The organism is Amycolatopsis sp. VC5-11, from assembly GCF_037034185.1.
Taxonomy (GTDB): Bacteria; Actinomycetota; Actinomycetes; order Mycobacteriales; family Pseudonocardiaceae; genus Amycolatopsis; species Amycolatopsis nivea.
Map to the genome: position 1 here is coordinate 22,447 of NZ_JBAGKF010000008.1, position 17,498 is coordinate 39,944.

16 protein-coding genes are annotated in these 17,498 nt (G+C 69.7%); 7 read left to right on the forward strand and 9 right to left on the reverse strand.

The window, feature by feature from the left end; all coding sequences use genetic code 11:
* Nucleotides 1–126 precede the first annotated feature (126 nt).
* Nucleotides 127–1,257: an FAD-dependent oxidoreductase gene (locus WA670_RS23790; protein WP_336158894.1), complete on the forward strand. Its 1,131-nt coding sequence runs from the start codon at nt 127–129 to the stop codon at nt 1,255–1,257.
* On the opposite strand, the gene WA670_RS23795 is transcribed toward WA670_RS23790, so the two are convergent.
* Genes WA670_RS23795 through WA670_RS23810 form a run of 4 tightly spaced genes read right to left on the reverse strand, consistent with a single transcriptional unit; the run spans nt 1,244 to nt 4,574 of the window.
* Nucleotides 1,244–2,182: a GNAT family N-acetyltransferase gene (locus WA670_RS23795; protein WP_336158896.1), complete on the reverse strand. Its 939-nt coding sequence runs from the start codon at nt 2,180–2,182 to the stop codon at nt 1,244–1,246. The two genes, WA670_RS23790 and WA670_RS23795, sit on opposite strands and share 14 nt — an antisense overlap.
* Before the next feature lie 12 nt (nt 2,183–2,194).
* On the reverse strand, nt 2,195–2,872 hold the full coding sequence (locus tag WA670_RS23800; protein ID WP_336158897.1) for an aspartate/glutamate racemase family protein: 678 nt from the start codon (nt 2,870–2,872) through the stop codon (nt 2,195–2,197).
* Nucleotides 2,869–3,873: a D-cysteine desulfhydrase gene (locus WA670_RS23805; protein WP_336158898.1), complete on the reverse strand. Its 1,005-nt coding sequence runs from the start codon at nt 3,871–3,873 to the stop codon at nt 2,869–2,871. Before WA670_RS23805 ends, WA670_RS23800 begins: the two co-directional genes overlap by 4 nt.
* A 44-nt stretch (nt 3,874–3,917) precedes the next feature.
* The gene (locus WA670_RS23810; protein ID WP_336158900.1) at nt 3,918–4,574 is read right to left on the reverse strand and encodes an IclR family transcriptional regulator; all 657 of its coding nucleotides are present in this window, start codon (nt 4,572–4,574) and stop codon (nt 3,918–3,920) included.
* Between the two features lie 133 nt (nt 4,575–4,707).
* Between WA670_RS23810 and WA670_RS23815 the strand changes: the two genes are divergently transcribed.
* On the forward strand, nt 4,708–6,564 hold the full coding sequence (locus WA670_RS23815) for an FAD-binding monooxygenase (RefSeq protein ID WP_336158901.1): 1,857 nt from the start codon (nt 4,708–4,710) through the stop codon (nt 6,562–6,564).
* On the opposite strand, the gene WA670_RS23820 is transcribed toward WA670_RS23815, so the two are convergent.
* Together WA670_RS23820 and WA670_RS23825 are read right to left on the reverse strand one after the other, a co-directional pair.
* A complete protein-coding gene (locus tag WA670_RS23820; protein ID WP_336158902.1) occupies nt 6,551–7,990 on the reverse strand; it encodes an alpha/beta hydrolase in 1,440 nt (479 codons plus the stop codon). The genes WA670_RS23815 and WA670_RS23820 overlap by 14 nt on opposite strands.
* Before the next feature lie 73 nt (nt 7,991–8,063).
* Nucleotides 8,064–9,218, reverse strand: coding sequence for an epoxide hydrolase family protein (locus tag WA670_RS23825; protein WP_336158903.1), 1,155 nt, complete (start codon nt 9,216–9,218; stop codon nt 8,064–8,066).
* Between the two features lie 82 nt (nt 9,219–9,300).
* On the opposite strand from WA670_RS23825, the gene WA670_RS23830 reads away from it, so the two are divergent.
* The 4 genes from WA670_RS23830 to WA670_RS23845 all read left to right on the forward strand — a co-directional run bounded on the left by WA670_RS23830 (nt 9,301) and on the right by WA670_RS23845 (nt 12,373).
* Nucleotides 9,301–9,864 (forward strand): CGNR zinc finger domain-containing protein, encoded by a 564-nt coding sequence (locus tag WA670_RS23830; RefSeq protein WP_336158904.1) that lies wholly within the window; start codon nt 9,301–9,303, stop codon nt 9,862–9,864.
* A 260-nt stretch (nt 9,865–10,124) separates the two neighbouring features.
* Nucleotides 10,125–10,922, forward strand: a complete 798-nt coding sequence (locus WA670_RS23835; RefSeq protein WP_336158907.1) for a helix-turn-helix transcriptional regulator — start codon at nt 10,125–10,127, stop codon at nt 10,920–10,922.
* Between the two features lie 33 nt (nt 10,923–10,955).
* Nucleotides 10,956–12,071 carry a WD40/YVTN/BNR-like repeat-containing protein gene (locus WA670_RS23840; protein ID WP_336158908.1) on the forward strand — a complete coding sequence of 372 codons (1,116 nt, stop codon included), beginning with the start codon at nt 10,956–10,958 and terminating at the stop codon, nt 12,069–12,071.
* Nucleotides 12,068–12,373, forward strand: coding sequence for a MoaD/ThiS family protein (locus WA670_RS23845; RefSeq protein WP_037819729.1), 306 nt, complete (start codon nt 12,068–12,070; stop codon nt 12,371–12,373). Before WA670_RS23840 ends, WA670_RS23845 begins: the two co-directional genes overlap by 4 nt.
* Nucleotides 12,374–12,735: 362 nt before the next feature.
* On the opposite strand, the gene WA670_RS23850 is transcribed toward WA670_RS23845, so the two are convergent.
* Together WA670_RS23850 and WA670_RS23855 are read right to left on the reverse strand one after the other, a co-directional pair.
* Entirely contained in the window at nt 12,736–13,074 is a 339-nt protein-coding gene (locus WA670_RS23850) for a DUF3140 domain-containing protein (RefSeq protein WP_037819851.1), read from the reverse strand.
* Between the two features lie 5 nt (nt 13,075–13,079).
* A complete protein-coding gene (locus tag WA670_RS23855) occupies nt 13,080–13,856 on the reverse strand; it encodes a FadR/GntR family transcriptional regulator (protein ID WP_336158910.1) in 777 nt (258 codons plus the stop codon).
* A gap of 55 nt (nt 13,857–13,911) precedes the next feature.
* On the opposite strand from WA670_RS23855, the gene WA670_RS23860 reads away from it, so the two are divergent.
* On the forward strand, nt 13,912–16,695 hold the full coding sequence (locus WA670_RS23860) for an FAD-binding and (Fe-S)-binding domain-containing protein (RefSeq protein WP_336158911.1): 2,784 nt from the start codon (nt 13,912–13,914) through the stop codon (nt 16,693–16,695).
* A gap of 9 nt (nt 16,696–16,704) precedes the next feature.
* On the opposite strand, the gene WA670_RS23865 is transcribed toward WA670_RS23860, so the two are convergent.
* Nucleotides 16,705–17,382, reverse strand: a complete 678-nt coding sequence (locus WA670_RS23865) for a GntR family transcriptional regulator (protein ID WP_037819734.1) — start codon at nt 17,380–17,382, stop codon at nt 16,705–16,707.
* Nucleotides 17,383–17,498: the final 116 nt, after the last annotated feature.

Genomic DNA, 17,498 nt, shown 5'->3' on the forward strand with positions numbered 1-17,498 from the left:
GGGTGGCCCAGGACGTCGAAAGCCACGGCCCGGTAGGTAGTCCGGGCGGCGCGCCGCGCTCGTACCCGCACCTTTCCGGTGCGTCCAGCACGTCCCCTCGTTCCGTACTCAGAAGGGGAATTCGCTGTGCCCGGAAAACTTCGTGTCCTGATCATCGGCGGCGGCATCGGCGGGCTCGCGCTCGCGCAGGGATTGCACCGCGCTGGGATTGCCGTCGCAGTCCGCGAACGTGACATCTCAGCGGCCGGCCGGTTGCAGGGGTATCGCCTGCGGCTCGACCCGCGCGGCCTCGACGCGCTGGACCGGCTGCTTCCTGCTCATCTCAGCCGGGCGATCTGGGATGCCAGTTCGACACCGTCGCGTACCAGTTACCTCACCGGGACGCCGCCGGAGGAACCGGTCGAACGCAATGTCTCGATCAACCGGCGCACATTGCGCGAGATCCTTCTGCACGGGCTGGACGACGTCGTCGAGTTCGGCCGCGAATGCACCGGGTACCGCCTGGACGACACCGTCACCGCGACGTTCGCCGACGGATCCACCGCTTCAGCGGACGTCTTGGTCGCCGCCGACGGCGTGAATTCGGTTATCCGACGCCAATACCTGCCGCGCGCCCGCGTCATGGACACCGGTGTGCGCATCATGTACGGCCGCTTCCCGCTCACCCGCGAGACCGCTGAATTGATCCCCGACGAGTGGTTCGGGATCTATCGCGGGCTCTTCGGCCCGGACCACCAGCACATCGGCATCGCCCCGGTCCACTCCCGGCGCCCGCCGTCTCTGCCAGGGCTCACCGACACCAGCGACTACGTGATGTGCCTGTTCGCCGCGCGCACCGAACTGCTGCCGTGCTCCGACGACGAACTCCGCGCCGCGACCGGGCGCGAGTTGCGGGACATGACGGTTTCGTTGGCCCGCAAGTGGAATCCGAAAGCCAGCGAGCTGCTGGCTCTCGCCGATCCCGAGACGCTGTTCCCGATCTTCATGCGCACCAGCGTGCCGATCGAGCCGTGGCCGACCACGCCGGTGACCCTGCTCGGCGACGCGATCCACGCGATGAGCCCGGCGGTCGGCGTCGGCGCGAACACCGCCCTGCGCGACGCCGAGCTACTCGCCAGGAAGCTCACCGAGGCCGACCTCCTCCCCGCGCTGCGGGAGTACGAGACCGAGATGATCAGCTACGGCTTCGACGCGGTCCGGACGTCCGCGAAGTTCGGTGCGCTGCGGATGGGCCAGCCCCCGCTCACGCGGGCTTGAGCAGCGGCACGTCCCGGCACACTTCATGGAACCCGACGCCGTAATACAACTCCCGCGCCGACGGATGTCCAGGCGCGCCAAGACAAGCAACCGTCGCGTGGGCAGCTCCGGCTGCCCGCGCGCGGTCCATCCCGTGCAGCAGCATCGCTCGGCCCAGCCCCCGACGCCGGTAATCCGGATGGGTGCCGACCGGCTCAAATTCGACGGTCTTGTTCGCCTCGTCCAGCCACATGATCGCCGACGCCGCCATCGTCCCGTCCGGCGCTTCGACCAGGACATGCAGGTCACCGCGATACGCCGGGGTCGCGCGGACGCCCTCGTAGCCTTCCAGCGTGTACGCGGTCACGCCCCACGCGTCCACATGCGCCCGCACAGCCGCCTCCGGACCGGCCTCGGCGGCGATGCGGAAGCGGAATCCGTCCGGCAGCACCGGCGTTTCGAGCACCTCGAGGTCGCGTTCGTTCAGCTGCGTCCAGGACCCGGTGTCGCCGAGGCCGTCCGGATCGCGCCCGTAGCCGTGCGCCGCCCAGCGTTCCAGGCCGAACTTGTCGGCCGCGCCGGGAAGCACGGTGCGTTCGAGGCCGTCCGAGGTGGCGTCGAACCAGTCGATCACGTCGTCGACCAGCCCGGCGTGGTCGGGATGGACCTGATATGCCAGGTAAGCACCGGTGACGTCTTTGACCGAGCCGTCGTTGAGCCGCACGCTCCGGGGCAGTTGCGCCCAGCCCCACGCGACGAGGTCGTCGCCGGCGAACCACAGGCGGCGGACCCAGCTCGCGCCTTGTGCGGCGTGCCCTTTGCCCCAGTTCCAGGCCAGCTCGCCGTAGGAGGCGTCGCTGTTGACGAGTTCCGGGCGCACGGCAGTGATCCGCTGCGCGAGCTCCTGCATGAGCAGCACGTCCGCGGCGGTCAGCAGATCGGTCATGGCCGGACTCTGTCAGGCGGACGGCCGGACGTCGACCGGTTTTCCGCCGCAGCGGCGGATCACCGCGTCGGCGAGCAGGTCCGTCGGGTCCAGCACCCCGGTCGCGTTTCCCGCCACCAGCGGGAGTTCGGTGCACGCCAGCACCGACAACGGCACGTCGACCTCCGCCAGCGCCCGGTCGAAATGTGCCGCTCCAGCGGCGAGGTCGCCGCGTTTCACCGCCGCCACCGCTGCGTCGACTTCCCGCTGCCCCGCCTCGGACGGCACCACCCACTCGACCTCGGGCACTCGCCGTTGGTACAACCCGGCGGCGATCGTCCCGCGAGTGCCGAGCAGGCCGACCGGACCCGTCCGTCCGGCGAGGAAGTCCGCCGTTTCCGCGACCATGTCCACGAACGGCACCCCGCTGTCCGCGGCCAGCCGGGGCAGGAAGAAATGCGCGGTGTGGCAGGGCACGGCGAGCACGGACGCGCCGAGATCGCGCAGTTTTTCCGCCCCGGCAAGCAAAGCCGGATACGGGTCGGTGCTCCCGTCGAGCACCGCGGCGACCCGGTCCGGCACCGTCGGGTCGGCCCAGATCGCCACTCGAAGGTGGTCCTGGTCGCGCTCCGCGACCGTGCGCGCGATGAGCTTCGCGTAGAACTCCGCGGTCGCCGCGGGACCCATGCCGCCGAGGACGCCCGCGATCACTGGAACGCGGACCGGTAGCCGAACAGCCCGGCGACGCCGCCGGTGTGCACGAAGACGACGCGGTCGGTCGCGGCGAACCGGCCTTCCGCGATCCCGCCGAGCAGGCCGGCGAAGCCCTTCCCGGAGTACACCGGGTCCAGCAGGATCCCTTCGGTCTCGGCGAGCAGCCGCACCGCGTCGACCATGGACGGGGTCGGCAGGCCGTAGCCCTCGCCGACCCAGCGGTCGTCCACCAGCACATCGTCACGGGAAACCTCGGTCCCGATCAGCTCCGCCGTCCGGACGGCCAGCCCGTGCACCGCGTCGATCTGCCGGGCTTCCGGCTGCCGCACGCTGACGCCGAGCACCCGCGCCGGGCTGTGCACCGCGCTCAATCCGGCGACGAGCCCGGCCTGCGTGCCGGTGCTGCCGGTCGCGTGCACTACCCAGTCGACGGGGACCGGCGCGGCGTCCAGCTCCAGCGCGCACTGGACGTATCCGAGGGCGCCGATCGGATTCGACCCGCCGCCCGGGATCACGTACGGCCGCCGTCCCTCCGCGCGCAGTTTCGCTGCCACGTCTTCCATCGCCGCTGACATATCAGTTCCGGCCGGTACCCGGTCCACGATGTCGGCGCCGAGCAATTCGTCGAGGAACACATTGCCGGAGTTCTCGTACTCCTCGTCGCGCACCTGCCGCTGTTCCAGCAGCAGTTTGCAGGCCAGTCCGGCGCGCGCGGCGGCCGCAGCGGTCTGCCGGGCGTGGTTCGACTGCGTCGCGCCCTGGGTGATCAGCGTGTCGGCACCCTGCGCGAGCGCGTCGCCGACGAGAAATTCCAGCTTGCGCGTTTTGTTGCCACCGGTCGCCAAACCCGTGCAGTCGTCGCGTTTGATCCAGAGGTCCGGTACGTCCCGGTGGCGTTCGCGCAATCGCGCGGTGAGCCGGTCCAGCGGTTCGAGCGGGGTCGGGAAATGTCCGAGCGGGAAGCGGGCGAAGCGCGTCGTCTGTACCACGGACGCCATCGTGCTTCCCTCGCCCGGCCCCTGTCCACCGCGTCCATTGCGAGTTACGGATGCAGTTCGGCCCGGATCACCCGCGCCGCCCGTGCCAGCCGCTCCCCGATCGCGTCGATGTCCGCCGGACCGGTCAGGTACACCACCGCGAGCGCGGCCGGATGCTGCCCGGGCACCGCGAGCGGCACCGCGATCGACGACAGCCCGGAGATCACCTCGTCATGACTGGTCTCGTACGGCGCTGTCCCCCCGCGCAGCTGCTGCAGGATCGCGCGACCCGGCGCGCCGTCGGTGATCGGATGCCGGCTGCCCGGGCGCTGCGCCACCGCTGCGGTCGCCTGCCGCGGTTCGACGCTGGCCAGCGTGACCACGGAATCCTCGCCGTCGAGCGTCGCGAGGAACGCCGTCATGCCGAGTTCGTTCGCGAGCACGGTCAGCTCGGGCAGCGCGGTCGACTGAAGATCGCGGGAAACGTTGCGCGCCAACGCCGCCAGCCGCGCCCCCAGCTCCAGTTCGCCGTTCGCGCCGCGCACGACCAGTCCGTGGTCCTCGAGCGTGCGCACGATGCGGTAGGTGATCGACCGGTGCAGCCCGAGCCGCGAGGCCAGCTCGCCGATCGACAGCGGCGCGTCGGCCTCGGCGAGCACTTCGAGCGCGGTGAGCCCGCGCGACAACGTCTGCGACCCGGCCGCTTGCTTGGCTTCCGTCACGACTCGGTCCTTCCCCGCGGGGTCTTGTGCACCGGCGCGGCCCACCCTAGCATCGTTGTACTCAATAATTGAACAGCGAGTTCTATTATCGAACACGGTCCCCTCTGGTGCTCACAGTGAGGTGAGGAAATCCATGCAGTTCCACCACCACGGCTACGTTTCCGGCGAACCGCGCGTCCTGCCCGCCGCCGGAACCGGAATCGACCGGCCCGCGGAACTGCCGGACGAGGTCGACGTGCTGATCGTGGGCACCGGCCCCGCGGGCATGATCACCGCCGCGCAACTGTCCCGGTTCCCGCACGTCACCACGCGCATCGTCGAACGCCGCGGCGGACGGCTCGAGGTCGGGCAAGCGGACGGGATCCAGGCGCGCAGCGTCGAGACGTTCCAGGCCTTCGGTTTCGCGAATCGGATCGTCGAGGAGGCGTACCGGATCACCACGATGTCGTTCTGGAAGCCCGATCCCGCCGATCCGAAGCGCATCGTCCGCTCGTCGCGCGTGCCCGACGACCCCACCGGGATCAGCGAATTCCCGCATCTCATCGTCAACCAGGCCCGGGTGCAGGACTATTTCGCCGAGTACATGGCCCATTCGCCGAGCCGGATGACGCCCGATTTCGGCCTGGAATTCCAGTCGCTCACCATTACCGAGGGCGACGAATACCCGGTTACCGTCACGCTGCGGCACACCGCCGGCCCGCGCACCGGCGAGGATCGCGTGGTCCGGGCCAAATACGTGGTCGGCTGCGACGGCGCCCGCAGCGCGGTGCGCGAATCGATCGGCCGGCAACTCGTCGGCGACCAAGCGCTGCACGCGTGGGGCGTGATGGACGTCCTCGCCGTCACCGATTTCCCGGACATCCGCACGAAATGCGCCATCCAGTCCCACGACGGCGGCAATATCCTGCTGATCCCGCGCGAGGGCGGCACATTGTTCCGGATGTATGTCGATCTGGGCGAGGTGTCCGAGGACGACCACGGCGCCGTGCGGAAGACGACGATCGACCAGATCATCGCGCGCGCCAACGCGATCATGAGTCCGTACACTGTGGACGTCAAGAACGTGGCCTGGCACAGCGTGTACGAGGTCGGCCATCGCCTCACCGACAAATTCGACGACGTTCCCGTCGGCGACACCCGGCTCCCGCGCGTCTTCATCACCGGCGACGCCTGCCACACGCACAGCGCGAAAGCCGGGCAGGGCATGAACGTCTCGATGCAGGACGGGTTCAACATCGGCTGGAAACTGGGCCACGTACTCGACGGCCGCGGTCCCGCTTCGCTGCTGGCCACCTATTCCGCGGAACGCCAGCTGATCGCGAAAAACCTCATCGACTTCGACAAGGAATGGTCGACCCTCATGGCGGCCCGGCCCGAGGACCTGGCCGATCCGGCGGAGCTGGAAGAGTTCTACGTGAAGACCTTCGAGTTCCCGTCCGGTTTCATGACGTGTTACCAGCCTTCGGTGCTCGTCGCCGCACCGGAACACCAAGAATTGGCAACCGGGTTCCCGATCGGCAAACGGTTCAAGTCGGCACCCGTCACGCGAGTCTGCGACGCGAACACGGTCCACTTAGGACATCACGCCCAGGCCGACGGCCGGTGGCGCGTCTACGTCTTCGGACCCGCCGCTCCGGTGGCGGATTTCGCCGACTGGCTGGGAAATTCCCCGGACTCCCCGATCGTGGCCCACACGCCGAAGAACCTGGACGTCGACGCCTGGTTCGACGTGAAGGTGATCTACCCGCGGCCGTACGAGGACGTCGATCTCGGCGAGGTCCCGGAGATCTTCCTGCCCCGCACCGGTCCGTCCTCGCTGATCGACTACGAGAAGGTCTATGCGTCCGAAGACATCTTCGCCGACCGCGGCATCTCGCCCGGCGGTGCGGTAGTGGTGGTCCGGCCGGACCAGTACGTCGCGAACGTCCTTCCCCTCACCGCTACCGCCGAGCTGGCCGCGTTCTTCGCGCCGATCTTCAGCGCCGAGTAGCCGGGGAAGGCTCGGCGGGACAGAAGCGGTCCCGCGCCGGGAAGTTCCCGCCGACCAGGTACGCCGTCGTCGTGTCGTTGAGGCAGTTGTTCGCGCCCGCCCCGTAAGCGACGTGTCCGCCCTGGTCGGCGGTGACCATCCGGGCCCGGGCGCCGAACGCCCAGCGCGTGCGCAACGCCCCGGGCAACGGCGTCGCCGGGTCGCGCAGGTTCTGCACCATCAGCACGTCGGCCGGTCCTTGGCCGGTGATCCGCACCTTCTGCTCCACCGGCGCGGGCCAGTACGCGCACGCCCGGATGTTGGCGGCGTATGCGCCGTACATCGGATACCGCGCCCGATCGATCTCGACGTTGCGCTGATAGGTCCGCACGGACGTCGGCCATTGCGAATCCCCGCAGATCACCCCGAGGTACCCGACGGGGAAGCTGCCGCGATCGCCGGTCGCCTTCACGGCGGCTCCGGGGAGCGGCTGATGCGTGTCGAGCAGATGCCAATACGTGGCCAGCTCGGGGAAACTGGCGTCGTTCCGGAGTTCCCCGGACGTGAAGCCGCGGAACGCCGTCCCGTCGAACCCGGACTCCGGCTTGCGGTCCAGCCGGTCGGCCAGCTCGTAGTACTTCTTCGTCACCGCCGCCGGAGTGGTGCCCAGGTGATAGTCCTGGTCGTGCTTCGCGGCGAACTTCGCGAAGTCGGGGAACCGCTGCTGGAAACCCATGCCTTGCGCGCGCAACGCCGCGACGTCGTATCCCTCCGGCGGCAAGCTGCTGTCCAGCACGATCCGGTCGCTGCGGTCCGGGAACAGCGTCGTGTACACCGCGCCGAGGTAGGTGCCGTACGACTCGCCGTAATAGGAAATCTTCGCCTCCCCCAAGGCTTCCCGGATCCGGTCCATGTCCCGCGCCGTGTTGGCGGTGGTGATGAACGGCAACAGATCGGCAGTTTCCGAACTCGTGCACTGCTTGGCGATCCGCTTCGCCAACTCGGCCGACTTCACCACGTCCGCCGGGTTGTGCGGATAGGGCGGGTTGGCCGCGAGCGTCTTGTCCGCGTCGTTCAGGCCGCAGGTCAACCCCGCGCTGGAGCCGATCCCGCGCGGATCGAAGCCGACGATGTCATAGCTGTCTCGCACCGCCTGCGGAAACGGCAGCAGCGCAGGAACGCGCGACCCGGCGAGACCCGGCCCGCCCGGGTTGACCAGCAGCACCCCGCGCCGCTTCTCCGGCTTCGCTGCGGGCAGCCGGGACACCGCGAGGTCGATCGTCCGCCCGTCCGGATGCCGGTAGTCCAGCGGAACGGTCACGGTCGAGCACTGCAGGCCGGGTTGTCCTGGGCAGGCGCTCCACCGCGGCCCGGCCGAAGCGGGGGCAGCCGAAACCACCCCCGCCAGCACCGCGACGGCAAGCGCGATCGGCATGGTCTTTCGCATTCAGCTCTCCTCTTCGCATCGGAATCGCTGATTCACCACACCAGCCGGCGCCGGGCCGTACCCCTGCCATTTGTCACCCCCGCAGCACGGCGGCGAGCCCCTCCCGCAGATCCCGGACGAAGTACTCCGGCACTTCCAGCGACGGGAAATGCCCGCCGCGTTCCGGCACGCGCCACCGGACGATCTGCCGGAACCGCTCCCGCGCCCAAGGACGCGGGGTCTTCTCCGTGTCGCGGGGGTACATGGTGATCGCCGCCGGAACGTCCACGCGAAGCTCGGGGTCCAGCGAATTGTGGCTCTCGTAGTAGATCCGGGCCGCCGACGCGCCGGACCGCGTCAGCCAATACAACGTGACGTCGTCCAGAACGCGGTCCCGGGAAATCGTCTCGAACGGACTGTCCTCGGTGTCCGACCATTCCGCGAATTTGTCCACGAGCCAGGCGAGCAGCCCGACCGGCGAGTCGACGAGCGAGTACCCGATGGTCTGCGGCCCGGTCGCCTGCAGTTTCGCGTACGCCCCGCGACGCCGCCAGAACTGGCGGGTTTCCTCGGTCCACCGGCGCTCGTCCGCGGTCAGGCCGTCCGTCGGCAGTCCGGGCGGGGCTTCCGCGAACAGCGTGTGGACGCCCAGAACCCGTTCCGGGAACCGGCCGGCGAGAATCGTGGTGATATTGCCGCCCCAGTCGCCGCCGTGGGCCAGGAACTCGCAATATCCGAGCCGGTCCATCAATTCCACCCACGCGGCCGCGATCTTTTCCGTGCCCCACCCGGTCGTGGCCGGTTTGTCGCTGTACCCGTAGCCGGGCAAGGACGGGATCACGACGTGAAACGCCGGCGCGCTGGCGTCTTCGGGATCCGCCAGGTCGTCCACGATGTCGACGAACTCCGCGACGCTGCCCGGCCAGCCGTGCGTCAAGATCAGCGGGACGGCGTCCGCGCGCGGGGACCGGCGGTGCAGGAAGTGGATCCCGAGACCGTCGATGACCGTCCGGAACTGGCCGATCCGGTCGAGGCGCTCCTCGAACGCGCGCCAGTCGTACTCGGTGCGCCAGTAGTGCACGAGATCGACCAGGTCGGCGAGCGGGACGCCCTGGTCCCAGCGGCGGGGACCGCACACCGTCTCGGCCTCCGGAAGCCTCGCCGCGGCCAGCCGCGCCCGGAGATCGTCGAGGTCAGCGTCGGTCGCCCGGGCTTCGAATGTTGCTACTTCGCTGGTCAGAGCGGTCATGGGTCCTCCTCGGGTCGTTAGAACCGGCTTAGACGGTTCTAGCAGTCGCCCGCGTCCGAGCGCAACCGGCTAAGCTGGTTCCATGCCTGCCGCGTTCCCTGACTTCCGCCTCGGCACCGTGCTCGCGACCAGCTTCACGGCGACCCTGACCGAGCGCCGCGGCGAGTCCGTCGAGCGCATTCCCGTCCCGCAGCGGCTCGCCGATTGGCTGGCAGTGAGCGGCCTCGCCGTGGAGTCCTGCACCGACGAGCAACTCGAGCTCGCCCGGGAACTGCGGGAGTCGATTCACGCCGCCGCGACTGCTGCCGCGCTCCAGGAGCCGCTCCCCGCCGACGCGGTCGAAATCATCAATGCCCGCAGCGCGCAGGGCCAGGCGTCGGCGGTCCTGACCCCGGACGGCAAACGGCGCTGGCAGCTCAACCCGGCGACCGCCGTGGAGGACGCCCTCGGAGTGATCGCTGCCGACGCGATCAGCATCATTTCTGGCGAACGGGACGGCAAACTCGCCTTGTGCGCCTCGCCGACCTGCCAGGCCGCGTTCTTCGACACCAGCCAGAGCCGCACCCGCAGATGGTGCGACATGAACACGTGCGGGAATCGGCAGAAGAAGGCGCGCTTCAACGCGAATCGCGCGGCGGCGAAGTGAGCAGCTTGTGCGGCCGGTCCCCGTTGAACATCCGAGCTAGGGCTCACAATGTAGGCGTGACCAGCGAAAAGCTGGCTCCCTTTTCTTGCCGGACGACCACTGTCGGGGAACTGTAAGCCGCCCGTCGCCGCAGCGAATTCCCCACGGTTCCGCGCTCGCCCGCGTCACCTGTCCACGTCCTCGGTCCCGCCGATGGCGGACGCCCCGGAATTGTCGGTCCCCGGATTTACCATGGCGGGCACATCCGAGGAGGTGTGCACATGCGGGACGCCGTGCTGGAGGCTGCGAGGTTCCTGACTGCCGGTCGCACCCGGCAGCTCACGCTCGAGGACGTGGCCGACCACGTCCGCTACAGCCCGTTCCACCTGGCGCGCGCGTTCGAGCGGGAGATCGGCCTGCCGCCGGGGAAATTCCTTGCCGCGCAACGGTTCCAGCTCGCCAAGGAGTTGCTGCTGGACACCGGTGAAAAAGTGGTCGACATCTGCCACGAGGTCGGGTTCTCCGCGCCGGGCACGTTCACCACGCGGTTCACCGCGGCGGTCGGGGTGAGCCCGCACCGGTTCCGGCAGCTGCCCGGCCTCCTCGCCGAGCACCCGCCGGAACCGGTGCGGGTCGCGGGCCCGGATTGCGCGGGCGGAGCCGTCACCGGCCGCGCGCTGCTGAGTCCGGCGGCGGTCGCCACGCTCGACGGAGCCCCGGCGGTCTATGTCGGGCTGTTCGCCGCGTCGTCCGCGCGCGGTGTGCCCGTCAGCGGCTCGCTCCTCGGGCCGGATCTGGAGTTCACGCTCGTCGACGTGCCCGCTGGCACCTACCGGCTGCTGGCGTGCGCGCTGCCGTCAGCCGCCGATCCGCGCGCGCAGCTCGCGCCGAGCGTGCAGGCGGTCGGCTCGGCTGCCCGGCCGGTGCGGATCCGGGCCGGGCCGGTGCCGCTGCGCCAGGACGTCCGGCTCGACGTCGCGCCCGCGTGGTCGCCTCCGGTGCTGGTCGCGCTGCCCCCGCTGGCGTCGGAGGGAGCGCAAGAATGGAGAGGCGGCGCGCGGCTGGCGAGATTAGGTTGAACCAGGTCACAGGGCCGTTGTCAGGGAGAAAGCATGCCTGGAGTTCGAGTATTGGTCGGCACCCGCAAGGGCGCGTTCATCCTCACCTCGGACGAGGGCCGCACGCGCTGGGAGGTCGACGGGCCGCACTTCGGCGGCTGGGAGGTCTACCACGTCGCCGGCTCGCCCGCGGATCCCGACCGGCTGTACGCGTCGCAGTCCACGTCGTGGTTCGGTCAGCTGATCCAGCGTTCCGACGACGGCGGGAAGACCTGGAACCAGGTCGACCACGACTTCGCCTACGAGGGCGGGGCGGGCGACCACCTCTGGTACGACGGAACGCCGAAACCGTGGGAGTTCACGCGGATCTGGCACCTGGAACCGTCGCTGACCGACCCGGACACGGTGTACGCGGGAGCGCAGGACGCGGCGCTGTACCGCAGCACCGACGGCGGGAAGAGCTGGCGCGAGCTCACCGGGCTGCGCAAGCACACGTCCGGCCCGGGCTGGCAGCCGGGCGCGGGCGGGCTGTGCCTGCACACGATCATCCTCGACCCGCAGAACTCGAAGCGGATGTTCGCCGCGATCTCCGCCGCGGGCGCGTTCCGCAGCGACGACAGCGGCGAAACCTGGCAGCCGATCAACCGCGGCCTGCACTCCGACGGCATCCCGGACCCGGACGCCGAGGTCGGGCACTGCGTGCACCGGATCGCCCTGCACCCGTCCCGGCCGGACGTGCTGTTCATGCAGAAGCACTGGGACGTCATGCGCTCGGACGACGCGGGCGAACACTGGCGGGAGATCAGCGGCAACCTGCCGAGCGACTTCGGCTTCCCGATCGCCGTGCACCCGCACGAACCGGAAACGGTGTACGTGGTCCCGATCCACAGCGATTCCGAGCACTACCCGCCGGAGGGCAAGCTGCGCGTGTACCGCAGCCGCACCGGCGGCAACGAATGGGAACCGCTCACCGCGGGCCTGCCACAGGAGAACTGCTACGTGAACATCCTGCGCGACGCGATGGCCGTCGACACCTGCGACGAGGCAGGCATCTACTTCGGCACCACCGGCGGACAGGTCTACGCGTCGAACAACGCGGGCGACAGCTGGACCCCGATCGTGCGCGACCTGCCCGCGGTGTGCTCGGTCGAGGTGCAAACCCTGCGATGACCACCGTCGTGCGCGTCAAGCTGCCCACGCACCTGCGCCGCCTGGCGAAGGTCGAAGGCGAAATCCAGCTGCCGGTAGAAGACCCGCCGACGCGAGACGCCCTGCTGGACGCACTGGAACGCGCGTACCCGCAACTGCGCGGCACGGTCCGCGACACGACCACCGGCAAACGCCGGGCGTTCGTCCGGTTCTTCGCGTGCGAGGAAGACCTGTCGAACACCGCCCCGGACACCGCCCTGCCCGCCCCGGTCCTCTCCGGAGCCGAACCGTTCCTCATCATCGGAGCCATGGCAGGCGGCTGACCACGAACCACCGGCCGAGGGGAAGGACCCCAGGCCTCGGTGCGTCCCGGGGGCGCACCGAGGCCAGGGGCTCACGCGTGCTGTGCCGGATTTCCCGATGCCGGAGCGGTCTTCGCGGGCCGGGGCCGCCGGGCAGGGCAGACACGCTCCCTGGCCGGAGCCCCTCACTTCAAGACCGAGCGCAGTCACACCAAACAGCTCAAGACCCAGCGCAGTCAACCAAGCAGCGACTCGAGGGAACCGCTCCCCGATGCCGATCGCCGCCGACGCCCGAGCTGACGAACGCCGCGCGGCGCGCCGGAGCCCGGCCAGCGAAACCGTCACGGCACCTGACCCCGGCAGCCGTCCGCGGCGGAGCCAGATCAGCTCCGCACCGGCTTCACCGGGTCGTGCCCCAGCGACATCAACCCCTGCCGCCACCCCGCGTCCCCCGCTACGGGTTCCAGGTCGTCGCGGCGCGAGGCGTGCACCCGGTCCACCACGTCGCGCATCACCTCGACGTCGTTGTCGTTCACGTCCGACTTGCGTTTGCCCAGGATCGACAGCACCTTCCGGCCGGTCGCGGGGCCCGCGCGGTCCGGCAGGGGTTCGGTTTCCGGGCCCGCCTCCCGGGTGCGCAGCCAGTCGGCCAGCTCTCGCGAGGTCATGTTCACCACCCGGTGGAATTCCGTCCACAGTTCTTCGTCCACGTGCGTGGCCATTTCGATCACCTCCCGGCGTCGCGAGTCTGGTTACCCGGACGGCGCGCAGGCAAACCCGGCAGCGTCGAGTCCACATAGGACCGTGCGCGGGCGGCGATGCGTGCCAGTGCGGCATGTCCTGGCTCCGGCGTGCCCGACCGGACGCCTTCCGCGATCGCCCGGTGGTCCTCCCACGACCGGGTGAGATCGCCGTGTTCGGCGAGTTCTTCGCGGAGCCGGTCGGCCATCAGGCGGCGCAGCGGGACGCGGATCGCGAGCATGCTGCGCAGCAGGATCCGGTTGTGCGCGGCCTCCGCCAGCGCGACGTGGAACTCGGCATCCGCTTCCAGGAAACGGTCACGGTCGGTCAGCGCCGCCGCCATCCGGTCCACCAGATCCGTCAAGACCGCCAGCTCGGCGGCGGTCCGGCGGCGGGCGGCCAGGGCGATGATCGTCGCTTCGATCGACTCCCGGGCTTCGACCAGCTCGCGGTACTCGGCTGCGTCCGAAGCACCCAGCTGCCACGGCACGAAACTGCTGCTCTCGGGTTCCAGCACGAACGTGCCGACCCCCTGGCGCGTCTCGACCCAGCCGCGCGCCTGCAGCGTCCGGACTGCTTCCCGGACGGTCAGCATCGACACCCCGGCGGAGGCCGCGAAGTGACGCAGCGATGGCAGGACGGTCCCGGGAGGCCATTCGCCGCCGAGGATTTTGCGGGTCATCTCCTCGACCAGCGAGTCCACCACGCTCACCCGCCGCACCCGGGCCAGTTCCGGCGGCGGTCCCCTCCGTCCCGAGGTCATCGGGCCAGCCTACGGATTGACGACACTGTTTCAAACACCTAAATTCAGCACTGGGATGCCCACCGAAACTGACCTGCTCGCCGACCTCCGCGCGCACGTGCGCGGCGAGGTCCACGCCGACGTCCGCCGCCGCGCCGAGTACTCCACCGACGCGTCCAATTACCGCGTCGTCCCGCAGATCGTCGTGCTGCCGAGGGACACCGGCGACGTCCTCGCGACTCTCGAAATAGCCCGCCGCCACGGCGTTCCGCTGACCAGTCGCGGCGGGGGCACGTCGGTCGCGGGCAACGCGATCGGGCCGGGCGTGGTGATCGACTTTTCGCGGCATCTCAACCGCATTGTCGACTTGGATCCCCGGGCGCGGACCGCGGTCGTCCAGCCTGGCGTGATCCTCGCCGACCTCCAGCGCGCCGCCGCGCCGCACGGACTGCGCTTCGGACCCGACCCGTCCACGCACGCCCGCGCGACGCTCGGCGGCATGATCGGCAACAACGCCTGCGGCCCGCACGCGATCGCGTACGGCCGGACCGCGGACAACGTTCGCGAACTCAGCGTGGTCGACGGCACCGGACGCCGGTTCATCGCAGGTCCGTCGAACGCGGTGCCAGGCCTCACCGAGCTGATCGACACCCGGCTCAGCCTGCTGCGCACCGAATTCGGCCGGTTCAGCCGTCAGGTGTCCGGCTACTCGCTCGAGCACCTCCTTCCGGAGAACGGCCGGTCGCTCGCCCGCGCGCTGGTCGGCACCGAAGGCACCCTGGCGGTCACGCTGGAAGCGACCGTCGACCTGGTCGACATCTCCCCCGCGCGGCTACTGGTCGTGCTCGGCTACCCGGACATGGCGACCGCCGGCGACGTCGTGCCCGGGCTGCTCCCGCACCGGCCGCTGGCTGTCGAAGGGCTCGACGCGCGGCTGGTCGACCTGGTGCGCAACCACCGCGGCGCCGTGCCCGCGCTCCCGGACGGCGCCGGCTGGCTGATGATCGAGGTCGGCGGCGAGACGGAAGCCGAGGCCCGACACAACGCCGAGCGTCTGGTCAAAGACTCCCAGGCGCTCGACCACGTCGTGCTGGCGCAAGGTGCCGACGCCGCCGCGATGTGGCGGATCCGCGAGGACGGAGCCGGGCTCGCTGGCCGGACCCCGACCGGCGAGCAGGCGTGGCCCGGATGGGAGGACGCCGCGGTCCCGCCCGAACGGCTCGGCGCGTACCTGCGGGATTTCGACGCTCTCCTGGACGAATTCGGCTTCGAAGGACTCCCCTACGGCCACTTCGGCGACGGCTGCGTGCACGTCCGGCTCGGCCTGCCGCTCGAACGCGACCCGTCGGTGTTCCGCGCGTTCATGACCGCCGCCGCGAAACTGGTCGTCGGCTACGGCGGCTCGTTCTCCGGCGAACACGGCGACGGCCGGGCGCGCGGCGAACTGCTGCCGCAGATGTACTCGACCGAAACGATCGAACTGTTCGGCGCGGTCAAGAATCTCTTCGATCCCGGCGATCTGCTCAACCCGGGCGTCGTCGTCCGGCCCCATCCGCTCGACGCCGATCTCCGCCGCCCGCAAGCACATCCGCTCCCGGTCGTCGCGGGCGGATTCTCCTTCGCGCACGACGGCGGCGACTTCACCCGCGCCGTGCACCGGTGCGTCGGAGTCGGGAAATGCCGTGCGGACAACCGGACGGCCGGCGGTTTCATGTGTCCGTCTTATCTCGCCACTCGCGACGAAAAGGACAGCACGCGCGGTCGTGCCCGGGTCTTGCAGGAGGTCGCGAACGGTTCGCTGGTCTCCGGATGGTCGGACGACGCGGTGCACGAATCGCTCGACCTTTGCCTGTCGTGCAAGGCATGCAGCAGCGACTGCCCGGCCGGAGTAGACCTGGCGCAGTACAAATCCGAAGCCCTGCACCGGAAATACCGGAACCGGCTCCGGCCAATCTCGCATTACACCCTGGGCCGGTTGCCGGACTGGATCCGCCTGCTGCACCGAATCCCCGTGCTCGGCCCGCTCGTCGTGAACGCCCTGATGTCGATCCGGCCCGTCGAGAAGGTCCTGTTAGCACTGTCCGGAGTGGACACGCGACGTCGCGCACCGCGGTTCGCCCGTCGTTCGTTCACCCGATCCCGGCGCAGGATCCGCGAGCAGGGGCCGGAAGTGGTGCTGTGGGCGGATTCCTTCTCGGACGGCATGGACACCGAGGTCGCCGAATCCGTCGCGGCGGTGCTCGCCGATGCCGGATACCGTGTGCTCGTCCCGCCGCGGCGTCCGTGTTGCGGGCTGACCTGGATCACCACCGGCCAACTCGACACTGCCCGTCGGAAGCTCCGCGACCTCGTGCACACGCTGCGCCCGTACGCGCAGGCCGGGCTGCCGATCGTCGGCATCGAACCGTCATGCACCGCCGTCCTGCGGTCCGATCTGCTCGACTTGTTCCCCGACGATCCGGACGCCGCAACGGTTTCCGGCGCGGTCACGACGCTCGCCGAACTTCTCGCCAAGACAGAAGGCTGGCAAGCGCCTGATCTGTCCGGCGTCACAGTGGTCGCGCAGCCGCATTGCCACCACCACTCAGTGATGGGCTTCGAGGCCGACCGAGCCCTGCTCACGGCGACCGGCGCGGAACTGCGCACTCTCGCCGGATGCTGCGGTCTGGCCGGGAACTTCGGCATGGAACGCGGCCACTACGACGTTTCCGTTGCCGTCGCGGAGAATGCGCTGCTTCCGGCGCTTCGCGAAAACCCGGACGCCGTGTTCCTCGCCGACGGTTTCTCCTGCCGCACCCAAGCCGATCAGCTGGCCGGCGTGCGTGGTGTCCACTTGGCACAGCTGCTCAAGCGACGCTGACACCCGGGGTCAGCTGTCCCAGAATCCTTGGCGTTCCAGCAAAGCGACCGCGCGCTCGCCGCCGTCCGAGAAGTGCTTCTCCACAATGGACCGTGCCCGCGATGCCGAGCGAGCGCTGAGCGCGTTGAGGATCTTCCGGTGGTCTTCGTGCGCCTTGCCGGGCCAGTCCTCGTGCGCCTCGTAGAACCCATGCGACACCGTTTTCGCCAGGATGCCCAGGATCGAGACCAGCCGGCGGGAATCGGCGGCGTAGTTGATCCTGCGGTGGAACTCGAAGTTCAGCCGTTCCTGTTCGGCCCGGTCCACTCCGGACTCCATCCGGTCCGCGAGATCGTGCAAGGCCTGCAAGCTTTCCGGCGACAGGTTCTTCGCCGCCCGCTCGGCGGCCAGACCGGACACGAGGCCGAACACGCGGTAATGGTCGCGGATGTCGTCGCGCGTCATCCGCGCCACGAACGCGCCTCGCCGGGCGATGTGCTCCACCACGCCCTCGTGGTCGAGCGTGATCAGCGCTTCCCGGATCGGCAGCTTGCTGATGCCGAGCTCGTCCGCCAGCGCCTCCTGGTCGATCTTCTCCCCGGCGCGCAGCTGCCCGGAGAAGACGCGTCGCCGGATCTCGTGCGCGGCCAGCGCTTTCAGGTTCGCCGGGCCGCCGCGGCGCTGTCCCGCGCCCGTGGTGTCGGGCATCGCCTCAGCCTCCCCCTCCGGCGAACGTCTTCCGGATAAAGTATTACATAAGCCCTTCTGCTCGACGCCTCCTCGTCCCTGCTGTTCGAGCGGGTTGCCCGCGGCATTCCTGATAA